The sequence below is a fragment of the Geothermobacter hydrogeniphilus genome (genome assembly GCF_002898515.1).
In the GTDB taxonomy this organism is placed as follows: domain Bacteria; phylum Desulfobacterota; class Desulfuromonadia; order Desulfuromonadales; family Geothermobacteraceae; genus Geothermobacter_A.
Genome location: NZ_PPFX01000008.1, coordinates 1 through 19,196, shown reverse-complemented (window position 1 = coordinate 19,196; position 19,196 = coordinate 1). Strand labels below are relative to the sequence as shown.

The following is a 19,196-nucleotide window of genomic DNA, read 5'->3' as shown; positions in this document are numbered from 1 at the left end:
GCCCCTCACGCCCGGCGGAGAATCTCCACCAGCAGTTCGCTGACCCGTACCATGTCGTCAAGACTGACTTGCTCTTCCACCGTATGCACTTTCTCCATGCCGGTGCCGAGGATAACGGTCTCGATACCGTGCCGGTTGAAGATATTGGCATCCGAACCGCCACCGGCGGTGGCAACCGTGAGGGTTCGGCCGAGGGCTGCCGCGGCCTCCTCGGCCAGGGAAATCACTTCGGACCGGAGGGGCACATGCATGATCGGATAGTCGGACAGAACCTCCTGTTTCAGGACGGCCCGCACCATCTCGCCGTCGATCTCTTTTTCACTTTCGGCGATGGCGGCATCCATACAGGCCAGCATCGCGACGGTCTGTTTTTCCAGCTTGTCGGCATCGTGGCTGCGCGCTTCCCCTTCGATCACCAGCTCACGCGCCACGATATTGGTCGCCATGCCGCCATGGATGGTGCCGATGTTGGCGGTCGTTTCCGCATCGATACGGCCGAGGGGCATCCGCGCGACAGCTTTTGCGGCTACCTCGATGGCCGAGATACCCTTCTCCGGGGCAATCCCGGCGTGCGCTTCGCGCCCGATCAGGGTGAGGCGCAGTTTGTTGGCGCCGGGGGCGCGGTGTATCAGCCGGTCAACGCCGTTGGTATCGAGCGCGTAGCCGCGACGTGACTTGATTGCGGCGGGATCGAAACACTTTGCGCCGACCAGACCGACCTCCTCGCAGATGGTGATCACCAACTCCAGTTCGGGATGGCCGATCTGCTGTTCGCGAACCACCTCAAGCGCTTCGATCAGTTCGGCGATCCCGGCCTTGTCATCCGCTCCCAGCACCGTCTCGCCGGCGCTGCGAAAAATACCGTCGGCAAAAACCGGCACGACCCCCTCGCAGGGGGAAACGGTATCCATATGCACGGTCAACAGCAACGGATCGCCCGCGCGGGTACCGGCAAGGCGGGCCACCAGGTTGCCGACCTCGCCGCCGACCTGCTGTCCGGCATCGTCCATTGTCACAACGGCACCGAGTTCTTTCAGCCGCGCGGTCAGGTAGTCGGCCATCCCCTTCTCCCGGTAAGAGGGGCTGGATATGGCCGCCATGCACATGAATTCGTCCGCCAGTCGTTTGCGATTGATCATGATTTCCTCGCTTTTATCTGGATCCGTGAGTTCCTGTCGGATGGAGAGTGCAAGTGCTTGGCCTGGACGGGATTTCCAAAAATTTGAAGCGCACCCACAGGTTCGCTGGTCATTTTTGGGAAGCCCAGGCAGGTCAATGACTTGCGCTATCCGCCGGCAAGGGGCTCACGGATGCAGGTTTCAGTTGCAACCTTACGCAAACAGGAACACTTTAGCAACCACGACGCCCCGGTTCCGCCTGATACTGGACAGGCTCTCCGCCTTCCTGCTAACATGGCGTGGATTTGGTCCGCCGGCCCGGCCGACCTGCGGGTCACACCTGAATCCGTGAGCCCCTTGCCGGCGAATAGCACAAGTCAGGCGCTTGCACTCTTCAACCGACATAAACCCACTGATTCAGATAAAAGTAAGGTAGCTTTTCGTGTCCATCGATTTCCAGCCTCCGAAACAGAGTTTTTCTCACCGCTCACGTAAATGGCGTCTCCCGTTGATTCTTCTGGCCGGTCTGTTGCTGCTCGGGGCTGTCTTTCTTTTGAACCGCCCGGCGGTCACCCCGACCGAAGCCCGCACCGCGCCCACCGTTGAAATCAGCGCGCCGCCTGTCCCGCAAGTCAAACATGAGGTGATCGCCGACCAGATTCGCAACGGTGACACCATCACATCGCTGTTGGGCGACTACCTGAGCCCCGGTGAGATTCTCGATCTCGGCAAGCGGAGCCGGAAGGTTTTTCCGCTGTCGAAAATCTGTTCCGGGCAGCCCTACAAGCTCTGCCTGGCCGACGGCAGTTTTGAACGCTTCGAGTATGATATCGACCGTAATGAACAGCTGATCATCACCCGCCAGGCGGATCAGTTCAGCATCGACCGCAAGCCGATCGACTACCAGGTGCAGGTCGACCACCTGCGCGGGGTGATCAGCAGCAGCCTGTTCGAAGCGGTCAGTGAAATCGGCGAAGAGCCGGAACTGGCCCTCGGCCTGGCCGACATCTTTGCCTGGGATGTCGATTTCATCCTCGATATCCGCAAGGGAGACAGTTTCCAGGTTCTGGTCGAAAAACGCTTCCGCGACGGCAAACCGGCCGGCTACGGGCGCATCCTGGCGGCCGAGTTCAGCAACCGGGGACATGACTACAAGGCCTTCCTGTTTGCCGACGGCGACAAGCGGCCCTCCTACTACGACGAAAACGGCAAGAGCGTCCGCAAGGCCTTTCTCAAGGCGCCGCTCAAGTTCAGCCGCATTTCCAGCGGCTTCACTTTCCGCCGTTTTCATCCGATCCGCAAGACCTGGCGGGCTCATCCGGCCATCGACTATGCCGCCCCCATCGGCACCCCGATCAAGGCGGTCGGTGACGGCGTCATCAGCCGCAAGGGCTATACTCGCGGCAACGGTAATTTTATCGAAATCCGCCACAACAGCACCTACAAGACCCTCTACCTGCACATGAGCAAATTCGGCCGCGGTATCCGCAAGGGCAGGCAGGTCACCCAGGGGCAGATCATCGGCTACGTCGGCCAGACAGGCCTTGCCACCGGCCCGCATCTCTGTTTCCGGATGTACCGCAACGGCCGTCCGGTCAACCCGACCAAAATCAAGGCGCCGGCCTCGGCGCCGGTATCGAAACAGCATCGAACCGAATTCGAGGCCATGATCCAACCACTGCTGGCTCAACTTGAGGGTGGTTCCACGGTCCCGAGCCTGCGCGCGGAGAACCGCCCGGCAAGCAACATTAAAACCGTGTCCAATTGAGCTGTGTCCAAGGAGACAATGTGAGTGACATTCGCGACCTGATCACTCTGGTCCGCTCCCGCGTCAGCCTGGTGCTGCTGGAGACCCGCGAGGAATTGCGCGCCATCGACCTGCTGCACCGGGTGGCGGTCGACGCCGGCAAGCCGCTTTTCAAATGGACCGTCACCGAGGGGCTGTTGCGACTGGAACAGGGCTATCGCCCACAACGCCACAACCTGCGTCCGCAGGATGTCCTCGGCCATCTCAAGGCCGGCGCGGTTCCCGGAATTTACCTCCTGCTCGATTTTCATCCTTACCTGGAGGACCCAACCACCGTACGCCTTTTGAAAGAAGCGGTACTGGCGGCCGAAGAGAACGGTCAGACCCTGATCCTGCTCAGCTATCGCCTTGACCTGCCCCCCGAAATCGAGCATTTGAGTGCCCGCTACCGGCTTTCGGTTCCGGACGCGGCACAACTCAAACAGATGATCCGTGACGAAGTCAGACAATGGGCCGGAGAACATGACGGCCGGCGACCACGGATCGAAAAAGCCGTTCTGCCGGCGCTGTTGCGCAACCTGCAGGGGCTGGCCCTCGGCGAGGCCAGGCGCCTGACCCGACGCGCCCTGCAGGATGACGGAGCCCTGACCCACGATGATCTGCCGCAGGTGATTGAAAAAAAAGTCAGCCTGCTCGGACGCGGCGGGGTCCTCAGTTTCGAGCCGGAAACCGCTCGCTTTGCCGACGTCGGCGGGCTTGCGTACCTCAAAGACTGGCTCAACAAACGCCGCGTCGCCTTTCTCGGCGACCGGAAGATTCCCGGCCTGCCGACCCCCAAGGGTATCCTGCTGCTCGGCGTGCAGGGCTGCGGCAAGAGCCTGGCGGCCAAGGCGGTTGCCGGGATGTGGAAAATTCCCCTGCTGCGGCTCGACTTCGGCGCGGTCTACAACAAGTACCACGGTGAAACCGAGCGCAATATCCGCGAGTCGCTGCAGGCCGCCGATGCCATCGCGCCCTGCGTGTTGTGGCTGGACGAACTGGAGAAAGGGATCGCCGACGGCGGGGATGATTCGGGCACGTCGCGCCGGGTTCTCGGCACCCTGCTGACCTGGATGGCGGAACGACCCGATGGAGTCTTCCTGGTCGCCACCGCCAACGACATCGCCGCCCTGCCGCCGGAACTGATCCGCAAGGGACGACTGGATGAAACCTTCTTCGTCGACCTGCCCGACGTCGAAATCCGCAAACAGATTTTCACCATCCACCTGAAAAAACGACGCCTCGATCCGGACCATTTCGATCTCGACGCCCTGGCCGAAGCCAGCGAAGGCTTTTCCGGGGCGGAAATCGAACAGGCGGTGGTCGCCGGCCTCTACTCCGCCCTCGGCGGCGAAGGCAAACTCGACAATCGCCTGCTGCTCAACGAACTGGCCACCACCCGGCCCCTGTCGGTCGTAATGTCCGAACGCGTTTCCGCCCTCCGCCGCTGGGCGGCAAACCGCACCGTCGCGGCGGATTGAAATCATTATGGGACAGAAGAACCAGATCGGAAAAGAATTGCTGCGCCGCGGACTGATCAGCGAAGCTCAGCTTGAAGAGGCACTGAAAAGCCAGGCCATTTTCGGCGGTCGCCTCGGCAGCCACCTGGTTGACGTCGGCGCCCTCGAAGAAGAACAGCTGGCCCGCCTGCTCAGTGCCCGGCACCGGGTTCCTTTCGTCCGGGGCAAGCACTTCAACAACCTGCCTCGGGAGATCATCGACCAGCTGCCCGTCGAACTGGTGGAAAAATATTTTGCCGTCCCCCTGAAGAAAGATACGCGCCAGCTGGTTGTCGCCCTGCCCGACCCAGGCGACCTCGACGCGATCGACGCCATCGGTTTTCACTGCGGCATGCGCGTCAAGCCGGTGGTCGCGGTCGAGTCGACCCTGGTCCGCGCCATGCACCGCTATTACGGCCTCGAACGGGTCGGCCAGTACATCCTCGTTCCCGAGGACGAGCCCCGGCAAGATCCGGACCGGGCAGCTGATGCCGATACCGAGGAGGAGGATGAGAGCAGCTGGCTGGGAGGCCCGGAGCAGGACGCCATGCTTGAAGACTGGGAGCAGCGTCAGCGCCTGGAAACGGCATCCCCTCCTCCCACCGCCAGGGAGAGCGTGTTCCCGGCACAACCGGTCGAAACGTCAACCGTCACCCCCCAACCGGCCGCCACCTTTGAACAGCTCGGTGAACAATTCAGCCGGGCCGCCAACCGGGATGAGGTCGCCGACCTGGTGATCACCTGGATCAACCGCGAGTACCGCAGCGGAGCGCTGCTGCTGGTCCGCGGCGGGGTGGCCTTCGGCTGGCGGGCGGTCCGCGACAGAAAACCGCTGCCCGACTTCGAACAGTTCCAGCTCGAGCTGGACGAGCCATCTATCCTGCAGATGGTGGCCGACAACCACGCCCAGTATCTGGGGCCGGTTCCCCGTTCTCCTTTCAACTCCCTGCTGTTGCACGAACTCGGTGGTCATATCCCGGAGCAGGTGCTGATCGAGCCGGTCCTGCTGCTCGGCCGGCTGATCGGTTTCCTCTATATCGACAACCCCCGGCTCAATCTCGCCGCCGTCGCGGCCGAGGTTCGTGAACTCGCGGTGAAACTGACCATGGCGTTTGAAATGCTGATTCTGCAGAACAAGCTGGCCTCAACCTGAAGCCGTCCCGGAGAGAATCATGCGTCTCACGATCATCATTCTGGCCATTCTGCTGGCCGCCTGCAGCACCGACCCCATCATGGCGGAGCAGCCATCCGATTCTGAAAACCTGATCGCGTTCACCGGGCGGATCATTCACGTCAATCTCGAGGGCGGTTTTTACGGTATCGAGGACCAGGCGGGTCATCACTACCTGCCCGACCATATTCCGCCCGCGCTGCGCCGTGACGGCCAGCCGGTGCGGGTCAAGGCCCGTCCCGCTCCCCCAGCGGTCGGTTTCCGCATGTGGGGACAACGCATTATTATCGAGGAGATCAGTGCCCCATGAACCGCGCCTGCCACCTGCAGCCTTTTGAGAGTTTCGGCGAATCGCTGCCGCTCGCCCTGGAAGCGATCGGCGCCCGGGAGATCCTGGCCGAACAGCAGACCATCATCATCAAACCGAACCTGGTGACCGACGATCCTCCCCCGGTCACCCTGCCGGTCGGAGCGGCCATGGTGCTGGTACGCTGGTTGCGGAAACAGACCCGGGCCCGCATCATCCTCGCCGAGGGAACCGGCGACCAGCTGCACTCGACGATCAAGGTTTTCGATCATCTCGGCTACATGGATCTGGCCGAACGCTATGATCTGAAGCTGATCGATCTCAACGAAGCGCCGGCGGTCGAACTGAGTCGCGACGACTGCCCGATTTTCCCGCAGTTGTACCTCCCCGAGATCCTCAGCGACAGCTTCGTCATCTCTTTCGCGGTCCTCAAGGAACATTCCCTGGCTGACGTCACCCTGAGCATGAAGAACATGGTCGGCTGCGCTCCGCCGCGCTTCTACCAGCAGGGCGGGATGTGGAAAAAATCCGCTTTCCACCGCCAGATCCACGAGGCGATCCTCGATCTCAACCGCTACCGCAAACCGGACCTGGCCCTGATTGATGCCAGTGTCGGCATGCGCGACCACCATCTTACCGGCCGTCCCTGTGATCCCCCGCCGCACCGCCTGATCGCCGGCTTCGATCCGGTCGCGGTCGATGCCGCCGGCGCGATGCTGCTCGGCAAGAACTGGCGCGACATTCCCCACATCGCCCGGGCCGACGGCGAACTCGGCAACGCGATGGCGGGCGAAACGGCTTATCAGATGGCGGAAGAACCAAATTCAAAGGCCAAACACTAGGAGGCTGTCGGACTATCCATGGACTGGCTGCAAATCCGTCTGATTGGCCCATATTTCAGCTCCTTTTCGATCAATAGCTACAGCTATTGCCCTCAAATGAGCTAAAATCTGACCTCAATCAGCCAAATTTTCGCTTCAGCCCGGATAGCCCGACAGACTCCTAGATTCGGCTGAAGACCAAAGGTTATAGGGACGCCTTTGGCCTTTGGCCTTTGGCCTTTGGCCTTCAACCTTTAGCCGCCCTTGCCGTGATGAACTATCTTGTCCACCTCTACCTCTCCGATCCCGATCCCGAGGTTCGACTCGGCAACCTGCTCGGCGACTGGGTCAAGGGATGGCTGGATGAAAGGGCCTGGCCCGAGGGCGTCCTGCGCGGTCTGCGTCAGCACCGGATGGTGGATCGACACAGCGTCACCAGTCCGGCAGTCAGACGCAGCAAAGCCCGCATCGATGAACGGTTCGGTCTGCTCAAGCCGGTACTGGTCGACATCTTCTATGACCACCTGCTGGCAGCCCACTGGGGCGACTATCACGACCAGTCTCTGGAATCATTCAGCCGCGAAATCTACCGGCTGTTCAGCACCTATGACCACCTGCTGCCAACGGCTTTTCGCCCGGTGACCCGGCGGATGAAACGCTACAACTGGCTGGTTTCCTACCGCGAACCGGCAACGATCTCCATGGTCCTGCAGCGCATTTCCGATCGACTGCGACGGCCCAATCCCCTCGGCGAAGGGGTGGAAGAACTGGACAGACAATACGATGGTTTCAGGGAGGATTTCGATCGGTTCCTGACCGAATTCAACTGACAAGTACGGACTAACCGGGCTCTCTCGGATCAACCAGCAAGGTGCCGGACCAGTCCACCGCGTCGAAATCGATCAGGATCGCCGTGGGGATGAAGGTATCGAGTTCAGAATACGGCCGGCCGGTCAGCCGCAGGGCAAAACGACGAAAAAGTTCAATTTCCCGCCGAAACAGATCCCGAAACGGGTAACGCAGCCGAGAATCATCCGGAGCGACCCGGTTGCGGCTGCAGACGGCTGACGTGAAATCGGTCCCGTCGAGATCGATGGCCGGCAGGCCGTGCAGGCGACAGGTCATCGGCCGGGCGGTGTAAACCAGGCAACGATCATCATCCCCGAGCAGCGGACAGGAAGTTTCATCCTCCTCGGGCATCTCCGTCCACTCATCATCCGGCAATCCGTTAAGCAGCCAGGGCGCCTTCCAGTTCGGCCATCGCTGTTTCAATTCGGCCAGACGCAGCTCGGCCTTGCGCCGCACCTGGTCGCGGGCATTCATCGGCAACCCTTCCCAGGCCCGCCGCAGCAGCAGGGCCTCGATCAGGCTGATATCAAACAACCCCCGACAACAGGCATCACATCCCGCTCGACAGGCAACCGATGCTGCTCCGACCGACCGGACACTGCGGATAAACCAGTCATCGACTTCTGTCAACAGAATCTGGAATTCATCGAGCAGGGATCGCATATCTCATCCATTTCCGTTTAAAAAAGAAATGACTTGAACTTTAACCATTTATATAGTTAAAAGAGTGTTCTAATGATTTTTTTCAGGTCACAGGAACAACACATGTCCCTCCGAACGATTCTTTCTCTTCTGCTTTTTTTCGCAGTCTTCCCGTTCCATCTGGCAACAGCCCAGGCCGTCCCCCCCCCACCCAGGGTTATGATACTGCATTCTTATCACCCCGGATTTCCCTGGACTGATTCCATTGACCGGGGAATTCGTACCACTCTGAACTCTGACCGTGAGCAGCTGCAACTGTTCACCGAGTATCTGGACAGCAAAAGATCCCCCCCCAAAAAACAGTTCCCCCGCTTTGCCAGGTATCTGGCTGAAAAATACCACGGCCAACGTTTTTCGGTCATCATCACCAGTGATGACAACGCCTTGAGCTTCGCCTTGCGATACCGGGAGCAGCTTTTCCCCGACGCCCCGATTGTCTTCTGCGGAGTCAACAACCTTGGATCCCGTCACCTGGAGAAAGAATCCGCGATAACCGGGGTCGCTGAGGAAGTTGACATCCTCGGCACCCTGCGACTGGCCCTGAAGCTTTTTCCCGACACCGAAACCATCGCCCTGGTCAGCGACTCGACCCCGACCGGCCGTATCATGTTGCGCCGCGCCCTCAAAATCCGTGACAAGCTGCCTGATTCCATCCGTTTTCACATGCTCTCGGAATTGACCGCCGAGGAACTGCAGGAAGGTTTACGAAATCTGCCGCGACAAAGCATCGTTCTTAATCTGAGCTTCTGGCGGGACCGTCACCAGCGAACTTTCAACCGGGAACAGAGCCTGCGGTTCCTGAATGAGAACTACCGGGGACCGATCTTTGCCATCTGGGATTTCACCGTTGGCTACGGGACCTTAGGCGGCCTGGTGGTGGATGGATACCGACAGGGACAGCACGCCGCACGCCTGGCCTTGCAGATTCTCGCCGGCGCGGCCCCGGAAACTCTGGCCATCGAACGGGAAAGCCCCAACACCCCTCTGTTTGACGACCGGGCCCTGCGCCGTTTCGGTATCGATCCGGACCGACTGCCGCGCGATGCGATCATCCGCAACCGGCCGCAATCCTTTTACCAGCGTCACAAAACCGCCATCTGGGCCGGAGCCGGGACCGTTCTGCTCCAGAGCCTGGTGTTACTGTTGCTGATCGCCAACATTCTGCGCCGCCGACTGGCGGAAAAAAAACTGGCGACCAGCGAAGCAAATTTCCGGCAACTGATTGAGGACTCCCCCAACCCTATTCGGGTCACCCGCCTCGGCGGCAACATCGATTTTGTCAACCGCCGCTTCACCGAGGTTTTCGGCTATACCCGGGATGACCTGCCGAACATGGACGCCTGGTTCGACAAGGCCTACCCTGATGATGACGACCGGAAACGGGTCCGTCATTTCTGGAACTCGCAGATCGAACAAAGCAGCAGTTTCGGCAACCCGGTGGAGATGCAGGAATGGAAGGTACGCTGCAAAAACGGCGACATCCGCGACATCGAGTTCAACCATAGCCAGCTTGGAGAGCTGGGGGTGTCGATCATGTTCGACGTTACCCGCCGCAACCGCGCCGAACAGGAACGGCGGGCCCTGGAGCAGAAAATCCTGCAGGCACAGAAACTGGAAAGTCTCGGCATCCTGGCCGGCGGCATCGCCCACGATTTCAACAACCTGCTGATGGGCATTCTCGGCTGCGCCGATCTGACCCTGGGCAAGCTGCCTCCGGAAAGTCCGGTTCGTGACATGGTGAAGATGATCGTCAAGTCGGCCGAGCGTGCCGCCGACCTGACCTCGCAGATGCTCGCCTACTCCGGCAAGGGACGCTTCGTGGTGGAAACCATCAACCTCAATGAGCTGGTCGAAGAGATGGCCCACCTGCTGCAAACCGTGATCTCCAAAACCGCTCTGCTGAGACTCAACCTCGCCCAGGTCCCGGTGTTGACAGAGGCCGATCCAACCCAGCTGCGGCAGGTGATCATGAACCTGATCACCAACGCCTCGGACGCCATCGGCAAACGCAGCGGTGTGATTTCCATCACCACCGGGGTGATGGATGCCGACGCCGAGTACCTGGCGGGTTCCTATCTCGATGACAATCTGCAACCCGGCCCGTTCACCTTCGTCGAGGTATCCGACAGCGGCGCCGGCATGGGCGAGGAAACCCGAAGGCGCATTTTCGATCCCTTTTTCACCACCAAGTTTGCCGGCCGCGGGCTCGGCCTGGCCGCCGTCCTCGGCATCGTCCGCAGCCATCACGGGGCGATCCGCATCTACAGTGAACCGGGCAAGGGGACCAGCTTCAAGATCCTGCTGCCCTGCTGCACGTCCGCCGTCCGGCATCCGGAAACAAGCCGGGCAGCGACCCTGCCCACCGATCTGGCGGAACGTTGTGGAGCCATCCTGATTGTCGATGATGACGAGACAGTCCGCTCAGTCGGCCGGATGATGCTCGAAGAGTACGGCTTCAAGGTCCATCTGGCCGAAGACGGCCGAGAAGGGGTCGACCTGCTGCGCCGCAACCCGGACCGGATCGGCCTGGTGCTGCTCGACCTGACCATGCCCCATATCGACGGCGAGGAGGCCTTCCGGCAGATGCGGACGATCAAACCCGATATCCGGGTGATTCTTTCCAGCGGCTACAATGAACAGGACGCCACCGACCTGATGGCCGGCAAGGGGCTGGCCGGGTTTCTGCACAAACCCTACCGCAGCGAAGACCTGTTGACCAAGGTGATCGAGACGCTGCAGATCTGACAGAACCCCTCCGGACAACGGACGGAAACAAGGTCTCCTTCAAGGGGCCAGGTCCAGGTCGAATTCCGCCCAGCACGGACAATGATCCGACGGCTTCTCCATGCCGCGAATTTCATAGTCGATGCCGGCTCCGGTCAGCTTTTCGACCAGGGGCGCCGTCACCAGCAGCTGGTCGATGCGGAGGCCGCGTTTCGGGTCGCGATCAAAACCGCGCGAGCGGTAATCGAACCAGCTGAATCGGTCGTCGACGTCGGGATGCAGCTGCCGGTAGCTGTCAACCAGTCCCCAGCCGCGCAGCTGCTCGTGCCACTGCCGCTCTTCGGGCAAAAAGGAACACTTGCCGGTCCGCAGCCAGCGTCTGGCGTTGTCGGACCCGATGCCGATGTCGCTGTCGAAAGGCGCGACGTTCATATCTCCCAACACCACCAGCGGTCCGGCAGGATCACATGTCTGATCGAGAAAAGCCTGCAGGTTGGCGTAGAAGTCCCGCTTGGCGGGAAATTTGCTCGGATGTTCGCGGCTCTCTCCCTGAGGGAAGTAACCGTTGATCACCCGCAGCGTACGGCCGTCGGCAAGAGAAAAATCACCCATCACGCAGCGCCGCTGAGCGTCTCCGCCTTCACCGGGGAACCCCTTGCGGGGATTCTTCGCCTCCTGTTTCGAAAGCAGCGCCACCCCGTAATGGGTCTTCTGACCATGAAAGACGACCCGGTAACCGAGGTCATGGATGGCATCGACGGGGAACTCAACATCCCGCACCTTGGTCTCCTGCAGGCCGATGATATCGGGCGCGTGACTCTCCACCAGCGCCGCCAGCTGGTGCAGCCGGGCGCGGATACCGTTGACGTTGAAGGATACGATTTTCATGGGAATCTCCTTGAGATTCAAAAGGCAAAAGGGGGACAGGCACCTGCGGAGCCAGTCCCCCTCACATCTCACATCTCACGAGGCCTGCCCCAGCTCCTCCAGGAAATCCGCGCCGAAGCGTTCCAGCTTGGTCAGACCGACGCCGTTGATCTGCAGCAGTTCCTGGGCGGTCTGCGGCACGACGGCGGCCATCTCCGCCAGGGTAGCGTCGGAGAAGACCATGTAGGGGGGGATCCCCTGCCCGTCCGCGATCTTCTTGCGACGGGCGCGCAACCGTTCGAACAACGCATGGTCGTAGTCGCCGACCGGGCCGCGGCTCTTCTTCGGCTTCTTCACCGCCTTGACCCGCAGTCGCGGAACCGGCAGTTCGAGGGTCTCTTCTCCACGCAGCAGCGGCCGGGCCTGCTCGGTCAATTTCAATACTGAGTAGTTCTCGATATCCTGGCGGAGATAACCGCGATGGATCAGCTGCCGCAGCAGGCTGCTCCAGTGATCGCTGCTCTTATCAGCGCCGATCCCCCAGGTCGAGAGCTGCTGATGGTTGTTGCGCCGCACCCGCTCGTTGTCGGCGCCGCGCAGCACCTCGACCACGTAGCCGACGCCGAAGCGCTGCCCGACCCGATAGACGCAGGAGAGGGCCTTGCGGGCGTCCTCGGTGGCGTCGTAGGTTTCCGGCGGATCGAGGCAGGTGTCGCAGTTGCCGCAATCCTCCTTGAGCCCTTCGCCGAAATATCCCAGCAGGGTCCGCCGCCGGCAACCGCGTTCCTCGCCGTAGCCGACCATGGCGTTGAGCTTGTGCAGCTCGATGCGGATCTGTTCTTCATTCTCCGACTTTTCGATCAGGCCGCGCACCAGGGCGATGTCGCCATAACCGAACAGCAGCAGCGCCTCGGAAGCGAGCCCGTCGCGTCCCGCACGACCGGTTTCCTGGTAGTAGCTTTCAAGATTCTTCGGCAGATCGTAATGGACCACGAAGCGCACGTTCGGCTTGTCGATGCCCATGCCGAAGGCGACCGTGGCGACGACGATATCGAGATCGTCGCGCAGGAACGCTTCCTGGGTGGTGTGACGCAGCTCGTCCGGCAGCCCGGCATGGTAGGGGGCGGCGCGCAGTCCGGCGGCGCACAGTTTGCCGGCGATCTCTTCGGTCCGCTTGCGTGACAGGGCGTAGACGATGCCCGATTCATTCGGGTGGCGATTGAGAAAACGCTGCAGCTGTTCAAACGGGCGCGATTTTTCGACCACCGTGTAACGGATATTGGGCCGATCGAAACTGGCAACGTGGGTGTAGGCCTGCTGCAGCCCGAGCCGCTCGACGATATCCCGGCGCGTCTGCGGATCGGCTGTGGCGGTCAGCGCGGCCAGCGGCACGCCGGGGAAGTGCTGCCGCAACTGCGGCAGCTGCAGATACTCGGGACGGAAATCATGCCCCCACTGGCTGATGCAATGGGCCTCGTCGATGGCGATCAGGGCGATGTCGATTTCGGCCAGCCGGGCCAGGAAACCGTCGGAAAGCAGCCGCTCCGGGGCAACGTAGAGCAGGTCGAGCTCGCCGCCATGCATCCGGGCGAGAATCTGGCGCGATTCGGCGGCGCCGAGCGCCGAATGGTAACAGGCGGCGGCGACTCCAAGCTGACAGAGGCTGTCGACCTGGTCCTTCATCAGGGCGATCAGCGGCGACACCACGATCGCCGTGCCCTCGCGCGCCAGCGCCGGCAGCTGGAAACAGAGCGACTTGCCGCCGCCGGTCGGCATCAGCACGAAGACATCCCGGCCGGCACTGAGCGCCCGCACAATCCCTTCCTGGCCGGGGCGGAAATCGCGGAAGCCGAAAACCTTGTCAAGGGTCTGCAGCAGGGGATCGGGATCGGCAGGGCGGGGACAGGCACCTGCGGAGTCGGTCCCCACCATCTCGCATCTCAAGTCTTCCGTCTCACGCTTCATGATTCCCCCTCCGGGGGACAGGCACCTGCGGAGTCCGTCCCCTGCATCTCCCACAGTTCCTTTCCGACGGGATAAAAGTTCTCACGGGTACGGTTGAAATAGCCGAACTGCAGTCGCGGATGCTCGGCCTTGAGCCGGTCCATCATCCGCTTCAGGCCGGTCCCCGGTCCTTCGAGGCCCATCGCCCGCCAGTACATCACCGGGTCGATGGCCAGGTTGCGCATCTGGATCAGGTCGATGCCGGCCGCGTCGATCAGCGCGCTCAGCGCCCGCAGCTCATCTTCGCGGTCGGTAACGCCGGGAAAAACCAGGTAATTGAGCATGGTGAACAGGCCATTTTTCTTCGCCCGGTGGATGCTCTCGATGACATCGGCGAACCGATAGCCGTGCGGCCGGTAATAGGCGTTGTAGCGCTGTTCGACCACCGAGTTGAGGGAAACGCGGATCGATTCGACGCCGGCCGCCGCCAGACTGTCGACGGCGTCCGGCAGCGAGGCGTTGGAATTGAAGTTGATGGTGCCGCGCGGTGTCTGCCGACGCATCTCGCGCACCGCCTCGGCGATAGTTTCATGCTGCAGGATCGGGTCCCCTTCGCAGCCCTGACCGAAGGAGACGATGGCATTCTCGGCAGTCTCAAGGTGGGGGACCGCCACCTCGCACAGTTCCTGCACCGTCGGCACGAAGGTCAGCCGCTCCTGGCTTGACGGACAGCACTCGCTCTCCTGCAGGGAGATGCAGCCGAGACAGCGCGAGTTGCAGACCGGCGAGGTCGGCAGCGGCGCCTCCCAGCGGCCGAAAAAGAGGTTCTTGGCGGCAAAGCAGTGGTAGTCGAGGGCGCAGCGGGAAAGCTGTTCGTAGAGCCGGTTGTCGGGATAGGCCGCGACCCGCTCGCGGACCAGCGGTTCGAGCTTGCGGTCGTCGAAATGCTCCGGCTGCCACTGGTTGTTGCCGTCGACCTTGACCGCGGCGGCGTAGAAACGCTCTTCCTCCTCGCACCAGCCGACCGCCGCGTAGGACCAGAGCGGCAACTCAACCTGTTTGCGCTGCCAGTCGGCCGCCGGCAGCAGGGTGCGGGTGTAGGCGGGGGTGAGAAAGGCACAGACCGACTGGATGCTCCCCTCCCCCCAGCTCTGCGGCAACCGGTCGCGGGTCACCAGCTTGCCGCTGCGACGGTCAAAACCGACCGGCGGGGTATCCGGCACGGTGAACAGTCGGCTCCCCTGCGGCAGCGGGATCAGCTCATCGGCTTCCGGTAGCCTGGCGGTCAGGCCGCTGCTACCGGCCATCAGCAGCTCGGGATGCTCGAAAACCTCGCCTGATTCGTCGGCGACAACCGCAAGGATGGTTCTAGATTGGGGCATGGAGGAAAACCTGAAAAGCGGCTAAAGGCTAAAAGGCTAAAAGGCTAAAGGTTCAAGGCACAAGGCTAAGGGCTCAGGGGCCCAAGGTGAGAAACAGGCCACGGATGATAGCGCGGATCGCGGGCTGATCATAGCACAGCGATCGGGCCATCACAATTTCCCAAATCCACCGGCTGTTTTGTGGACCGAGGGTGGCGGAACGGGTGGAGATGCGAGGCGCCGCGCCGATTCGGGCGCAGACGTAGCCGAGCTACGTTGAGCACCGAAGCGGTGAAGGCAACGAAGCAGATTCAGCCGTAACGACAGCCGAATCCCGAAATTGCCGGTGGATTTGGGAATTTGGCTTTCACGCCTTTTTCCGCTATGCTCCCGCCATGCGCGTCGTCCTTGCCACCCTGCACAGCAAGTATATTCATCCCAGCCTGGCGCTTCCCTACCTGGCGGCCTACTGCGGTGGTCTCGACTGCGAGTTCCGCATCCGCGAATTCACCCTGCACGAGCCGAAGGAATCGATCCTGGCGATGCTGCTGGCCGAGCAGGCGGAGGTCGTCTGCTTCTCGGTCTACCTCTGGAACCGCCGTGCGACCCTCGAACTGGTTGACGCCCTGCACGTCGCCCACCCCGGATTGCGGATCGTCCTTGGTGGACCGGAGGTCAGCTTTGACGGGGAGAAGCTGTTTGCCCGGCATCCGGGCCTGGCCGCCCTGGTGCGCGGTGAGGGGGAGCTGCCGCTGTACGGCCTGCTGCGGGCCTGGATGGCGGGGGAAGAACCGCTGGATATCCCGCGCCTTGACTGGCGGAAGCGGCAACAGATCATCACCGGGCCGGACGGTCCGCCCCTGGCGGACCTCGACCGCATCCCCTCCCCTTTCGCCGCCGGACTGGTCGCCCTCGCCAAGGGGACAATCTACTGTGAAACCAGCCGCGGTTGTCCCTACAGCTGCGCTTTCTGCATGAGCGCCCTCGACGCGCGGGTCCGCAGCTTTTCACCGCAGCGGATCGAGGCTGACCTCGGACGATTGATGGCGGCCGGGGTCAGGCAGGTCAAACTGGTCGACCGCACCTTCAATTACGACGCCGCCCGCGCCCGGCGCATCTGGCGCTTCATCCTGCGACACAACCGGCACACCAATTTCCATTTCGAAATCGGCGCTCACCTGCTGACTGAAGACTGCCTGCAACTGCTGGAGCAGGTGCCGAAGGGGATGTTCCAGTTTGAGATCGGCGTGCAGTCGACCCTGCCCGAGACCCTGCGGGCGATCGGCCGCAATGCCTCGCTGCAGAAGCTGGAGGCGAACGTTTCCCGGCTGATCCGGGCCGGCAACATCCATCTCCACCTCGACCTGATCGCCGGACTGCCGGGGGAGGGTTATGACAGCTTCCTCGTCTCCATCGACCGGGTTCTCGCGCTCGGCCCCGAACACCTGCAGGTCGAACCGGTCAAACTGCTGCCCGGATCACCGCTGCGCTCTGACGCGGCCGAACGCGGCATCCGCTTTGACCCCAATCCTCCCTACACGGTTCTCGTCACGCCGGATCTTTCTCCCGCGCGGCTGGAACAGCTGCGCACCGTCAGCCGCCTGCTCGATATGACCTGGAACGCCGGCCGCGCGCGTCACCTCTTTGCCGCCCTGGAACGGCAGGGGATCACGCCGGCCCGCGCCCTTGACCGGCTGGCCGGCTTCTGCCTCGCGGGACAGCGACTGAGGCATCCGCTCAGCCAGCAGGGCGTCTTCGAACTGCTCTGGGAGTGGCTGCAGGCGGAATTTGCCGGGGATAAACGCGAACCGCTACGCGAAGCCCTGGGCCGGGACTACGCCCGCTGCGAGCGGGTACTGCCGGAACGAATTCCCGACTTCCTGACCGGAGATCTGAGCGCTGCGGAACGTATCCAGACGCGGCAGCGGGTCGAAGCCGAACGCGAAAAGCACCGCGGCGACGGCAGTAAGCTGCAGTTCTTCGCCGCGCCTTTCACCCACCTGCCGGGGCGGGAAGGAGAACGCGTGATCCTCCTCTACCTCTACCGCACCGCCAGCGGCCGGGGCCGTGAAGTGGAAGAGCTCTGGTTCAGAGACGGAAACTGGCAAACGCCTTCCGCCTGACGCCATCTCTCATTTTACAGTTGTTTCTTGATGATCTTTTCCTGGCACTCCGGACAGTAGCCGTGGGTGAACCTCATGTCGTGGTGGGTCTTGAGATACTGCTCCATCTCCGACCAGTCCTGCTGATCATCGCGCACCTTTTTGCAGACCGCGCAGACCGGCAGGATACTCCAGAGATTGGCCAGTTCGTTGATGTCCTCGATGGTCAGCAGCACCAGCTTCCGTCCCTCATGCTCGAACGGAACGGCGGTCACCAGGGCGTAAAATCCGATCACCACTCCATCCCGTTTGAATTTGAGCATCGCCCGGCTGCGGGAAAGTATTTCGCCGTCGCTCACCTTGTGAACCGCTTCTCGAATGACGCAGGTGCGGCAGTGTTCGGCGTGACCGCAACCACGGGGATGACTGTCATGGCTGACACAATGCAGAATCTCTCCCGGCCGCCGACGCACAACCGCGCTTTCATCCGGCGTGATCACGGCCTGCGCGGCATGATTCGCCGCCAGCACCCGTACCTTCTCGTCAACCACCAGCATCATCGCCGGGTTGGCGTCCACCATCGCCCGCAACAGGGGCTGCTGACCTTCATAAAGTTTCGGATCTATCCACCAAACAAAGGTTGTGGAACGGCGATACCGCCGTAAATCGTCCGTCTTAGCTGTGTGCCAACCGCATACTTGAGCAGGTTGTCGAACTGTTCAAGAACTGGCTTGGCTTGCATAACGATCTTTGACAATCCGTTTCGCTGCTTTTTCTCCACGGGGTCGCGATTATTCCACCGGAAAACAACCTCGCCAAGGTAACGAGGCAGGTGCTGGCGACTGATGTAATGGAAGATGCCTTGCTTGGCCCTCTCCAGCGTTGCGTTGAAAGATTCAGCCGTATTGACATGGGCATTACCCCTCGCGAACTCCTTGATGCCATGATGGACGCTTTCGTGACTGGCGAAATCCTTCCCAATGGCGACATATGTCTGAAGTTGGTCCGTCATGAGTTGAGCGTCTGCCGCGACAACCTTTCTGACGTGCGGTGCCAGGGTCGCGTAACTGTCATTGTCGACAACGCTTGCCCGAGCGGGACCCTGGCGACTGACCGCTACATGAACACAGGATTTCCGGGTTCCTTTGCCCCTGGGATGTTTTACTCCTCGCTGGAACCTGGGCTTGCCACCGAGGTATTTTTCGTCCAGTTCAACGATTCCAGACAGTTGCCCTATGGCATTTCCGTGTGCGGCCATCATGGCCCGGATGGCGTGACCGATCTTCCAGGCCGTCTTCTGGTTGACCCCGATCCACTTGGCCAGGAATACAGACGATACGCCTTTGCTGGAATTGACCATGAAATACAGGGCCATCAGCCATATTCGCAACGGCAACTTTGTGCCGTGCAAAGGCGTTTTTGTCGTCACGGTAAACTGGCCATGGCAACCGCCACACTCGTACAGACCGGATCGGGTTGTGCGCCCTCTGATCGGCCAGGATTTCAGACACCCACAGTGCGGGCAAAACCTGCCGTTGGGCCAGATTGCTTTTTCCAAAAATTTGCGGGCCACGTCCTCCGTGGGAAATCGTTTGCGAAACTGATTGAGATTCATGGATCATCCTCCTTTGGGGAGCATAATCCACTGTCTTTGTGTCAAAATACGTCACAAACCACCTTTGTTTGGTGGATAGAACCGAAAAACAACACCGGCAACCACGGGCAAAAAATCGTGTCAATTTTTCGCCTCATCCCTCCGCGAAATAACACCTTCCCCTGTTGTGTCGGAATCCGGCCGCAGTAAAAGCAGCCACTTGCAGAGATGGCACACGAAATGCAACTATTCGCTGTTAAGTATCGAAAAAATAAAACTAAATAATCCAGACACTATCTCCGATAAGGGCAAAACCAGAGAGATCTGGCGACGCAAAGCCACGGGTCCTGA

At 61.2% G+C, this 19,196-nt stretch carries 15 protein-coding genes and 1 riboswitch; of the genes, 8 read left to right on the top strand and 7 right to left on the bottom strand.

Annotated elements, in window-relative coordinates; translation table 11 throughout:
* Nucleotides 1-5: 5 nt before the first annotated feature.
* Nucleotides 6-1,139: a M20/M25/M40 family metallo-hydrolase gene (locus tag C2E25_RS05175; RefSeq protein ID WP_103114725.1), complete on the bottom strand. Its 1,134-nt coding sequence runs from the start codon at nucleotides 1,137-1,139 to the stop codon at nucleotides 6-8.
* A 421-nt stretch (nucleotides 1,140-1,560) separates the two neighbouring features.
* Here C2E25_RS05175 and C2E25_RS05170 point away from each other — a divergent pair, with 421 nt between their 5' ends.
* From C2E25_RS05170 to C2E25_RS05145, 6 genes are all read left to right on the top strand, one after another.
* Nucleotides 1,561-2,886 carry a M23 family metallopeptidase gene (locus C2E25_RS05170; protein WP_103114724.1) on the top strand — a complete coding sequence of 442 codons (1,326 nt, stop codon included), beginning with the start codon at nucleotides 1,561-1,563 and terminating at the stop codon, nucleotides 2,884-2,886.
* Nucleotides 2,887-2,906: 20 nt separating this feature from the next.
* Nucleotides 2,907-4,385 carry an AAA family ATPase gene (locus C2E25_RS05165; RefSeq protein WP_103114723.1) on the top strand — a complete coding sequence of 493 codons (1,479 nt, stop codon included), beginning with the start codon at nucleotides 2,907-2,909 and terminating at the stop codon, nucleotides 4,383-4,385.
* Between the two features lie 7 nt (nucleotides 4,386-4,392).
* Nucleotides 4,393-5,556 (top strand): hypothetical protein, encoded by a 1,164-nt coding sequence (locus tag C2E25_RS05160; protein WP_103114722.1) that lies wholly within the window; start codon nucleotides 4,393-4,395, stop codon nucleotides 5,554-5,556.
* 19 nt (nucleotides 5,557-5,575) lie between these two features.
* On the top strand, nucleotides 5,576-5,884 hold the full coding sequence (locus tag C2E25_RS05155) for a hypothetical protein (protein WP_103114721.1): 309 nt from the start codon (nucleotides 5,576-5,578) through the stop codon (nucleotides 5,882-5,884).
* Entirely contained in the window at nucleotides 5,881-6,723 is an 843-nt protein-coding gene (locus C2E25_RS05150) for a DUF362 domain-containing protein (protein WP_103114720.1), read from the top strand. The genes C2E25_RS05155 and C2E25_RS05150 overlap by 4 nt, the downstream gene beginning before the upstream one ends.
* A 251-nt stretch (nucleotides 6,724-6,974) precedes the next feature.
* Nucleotides 6,975-7,532: an ACP phosphodiesterase gene (locus C2E25_RS05145; RefSeq protein ID WP_146032897.1), complete on the top strand. Its 558-nt coding sequence runs from the start codon at nucleotides 6,975-6,977 to the stop codon at nucleotides 7,530-7,532.
* A 10-nt stretch (nucleotides 7,533-7,542) separates the two neighbouring features.
* On the opposite strand, the gene C2E25_RS05140 is transcribed toward C2E25_RS05145, so the two are convergent.
* Complete coding sequence (locus tag C2E25_RS05140; protein ID WP_103114718.1) at nucleotides 7,543-8,214, bottom strand: YkgJ family cysteine cluster protein; 672 nt, start codon at nucleotides 8,212-8,214, stop codon at nucleotides 7,543-7,545.
* A 198-nt stretch (nucleotides 8,215-8,412) separates the two neighbouring features.
* Here C2E25_RS05140 and C2E25_RS05135 point away from each other — a divergent pair, with 198 nt between their 5' ends.
* On the top strand, nucleotides 8,413-10,998 hold the full coding sequence (locus C2E25_RS05135) for an ABC transporter substrate binding protein (protein WP_158247131.1): 2,586 nt from the start codon (nucleotides 8,413-8,415) through the stop codon (nucleotides 10,996-10,998).
* A gap of 39 nt (nucleotides 10,999-11,037) precedes the next feature.
* Here C2E25_RS05135 and xthA read toward each other — a convergent pair whose 3' ends face one another.
* The 3 genes from xthA to C2E25_RS05120 form a co-directional block, all read right to left on the bottom strand.
* Nucleotides 11,038-11,865, bottom strand: coding sequence for an exodeoxyribonuclease III (xthA, locus tag C2E25_RS05130; protein WP_103114716.1), 828 nt, complete (start codon nucleotides 11,863-11,865; stop codon nucleotides 11,038-11,040).
* A 75-nt stretch (nucleotides 11,866-11,940) separates the two neighbouring features.
* A complete protein-coding gene (gene recQ / locus C2E25_RS05125; protein ID WP_103114797.1) occupies nucleotides 11,941-13,776 on the bottom strand; it encodes a DNA helicase RecQ in 1,836 nt (611 codons plus the stop codon).
* Between the two features lie 29 nt (nucleotides 13,777-13,805).
* Nucleotides 13,806-15,170 (bottom strand): radical SAM protein, encoded by a 1,365-nt coding sequence (locus C2E25_RS05120; RefSeq protein ID WP_103114715.1) that lies wholly within the window; start codon nucleotides 15,168-15,170, stop codon nucleotides 13,806-13,808.
* A 374-nt stretch (nucleotides 15,171-15,544) separates the two neighbouring features.
* On the opposite strand from C2E25_RS05120, the gene C2E25_RS05115 reads away from it, so the two are divergent.
* Nucleotides 15,545-17,272 carry a B12-binding domain-containing radical SAM protein gene (locus C2E25_RS05115; protein WP_103114714.1) on the top strand — a complete coding sequence of 576 codons (1,728 nt, stop codon included), beginning with the start codon at nucleotides 15,545-15,547 and terminating at the stop codon, nucleotides 17,270-17,272.
* 14 nt (nucleotides 17,273-17,286) lie between these two features.
* Here C2E25_RS05115 and C2E25_RS05110 read toward each other — a convergent pair whose 3' ends face one another.
* Together C2E25_RS05110 and C2E25_RS05105 are read right to left on the bottom strand one after the other, a co-directional pair.
* Nucleotides 17,287-17,841, bottom strand: coding sequence for a PAS domain-containing protein (locus tag C2E25_RS05110; RefSeq protein ID WP_103114713.1), 555 nt, complete (start codon nucleotides 17,839-17,841; stop codon nucleotides 17,287-17,289).
* Between the two features lie 32 nt (nucleotides 17,842-17,873).
* Entirely contained in the window at nucleotides 17,874-18,866 is a 993-nt protein-coding gene (locus C2E25_RS05105; protein ID WP_103114712.1) for an IS1595 family transposase, read from the bottom strand.
* Nucleotides 18,867-19,142: 276 nt separating this feature from the next.
* Nucleotides 19,143-19,196: riboswitch (cyclic di-GMP riboswitch) on the top strand. This riboswitch is flagged as partial in the annotation.

Coding starts and splice junctions, on each gene's coding strand:
- C2E25_RS05150 (WP_103114720.1), top strand. CDS start 5,881: ATGAACCGCGCCTGCCACCTGCAGCCTTTTGAGAGTTTCGGCGAATCG.
- C2E25_RS05115 (WP_103114714.1), top strand. CDS start 15,545: ATGCGCGTCGTCCTTGCCACCCTGCACAGCAAGTATATTCATCCCAGC.
- C2E25_RS05135 (WP_158247131.1), top strand. CDS start 8,413: ATGATACTGCATTCTTATCACCCCGGATTTCCCTGGACTGATTCCATT.
- C2E25_RS05140 (WP_103114718.1), bottom strand. CDS start 8,214: ATGCGATCCCTGCTCGATGAATTCCAGATTCTGTTGACAGAAGTCGAT.
- C2E25_RS05155 (WP_103114721.1), top strand. CDS start 5,576: ATGCGTCTCACGATCATCATTCTGGCCATTCTGCTGGCCGCCTGCAGC.
- recQ (WP_103114797.1), bottom strand. CDS start 13,776: ATGGTGGGGACCGACTCCGCAGGTGCCTGTCCCCGCCCTGCCGATCCC.
- C2E25_RS05160 (WP_103114722.1), top strand. CDS start 4,393: ATGGGACAGAAGAACCAGATCGGAAAAGAATTGCTGCGCCGCGGACTG.
- C2E25_RS05175 (WP_103114725.1), bottom strand. CDS start 1,139: ATGATCAATCGCAAACGACTGGCGGACGAATTCATGTGCATGGCGGCC.
- C2E25_RS05120 (WP_103114715.1), bottom strand. CDS start 15,170: ATGCCCCAATCTAGAACCATCCTTGCGGTTGTCGCCGACGAATCAGGC.
- C2E25_RS05145 (WP_146032897.1), top strand. CDS start 6,975: ATGAACTATCTTGTCCACCTCTACCTCTCCGATCCCGATCCCGAGGTT.
- xthA (WP_103114716.1), bottom strand. CDS start 11,865: ATGAAAATCGTATCCTTCAACGTCAACGGTATCCGCGCCCGGCTGCAC.
- C2E25_RS05105 (WP_103114712.1), bottom strand. CDS start 18,866: ATGAATCTCAATCAGTTTCGCAAACGATTTCCCACGGAGGACGTGGCC.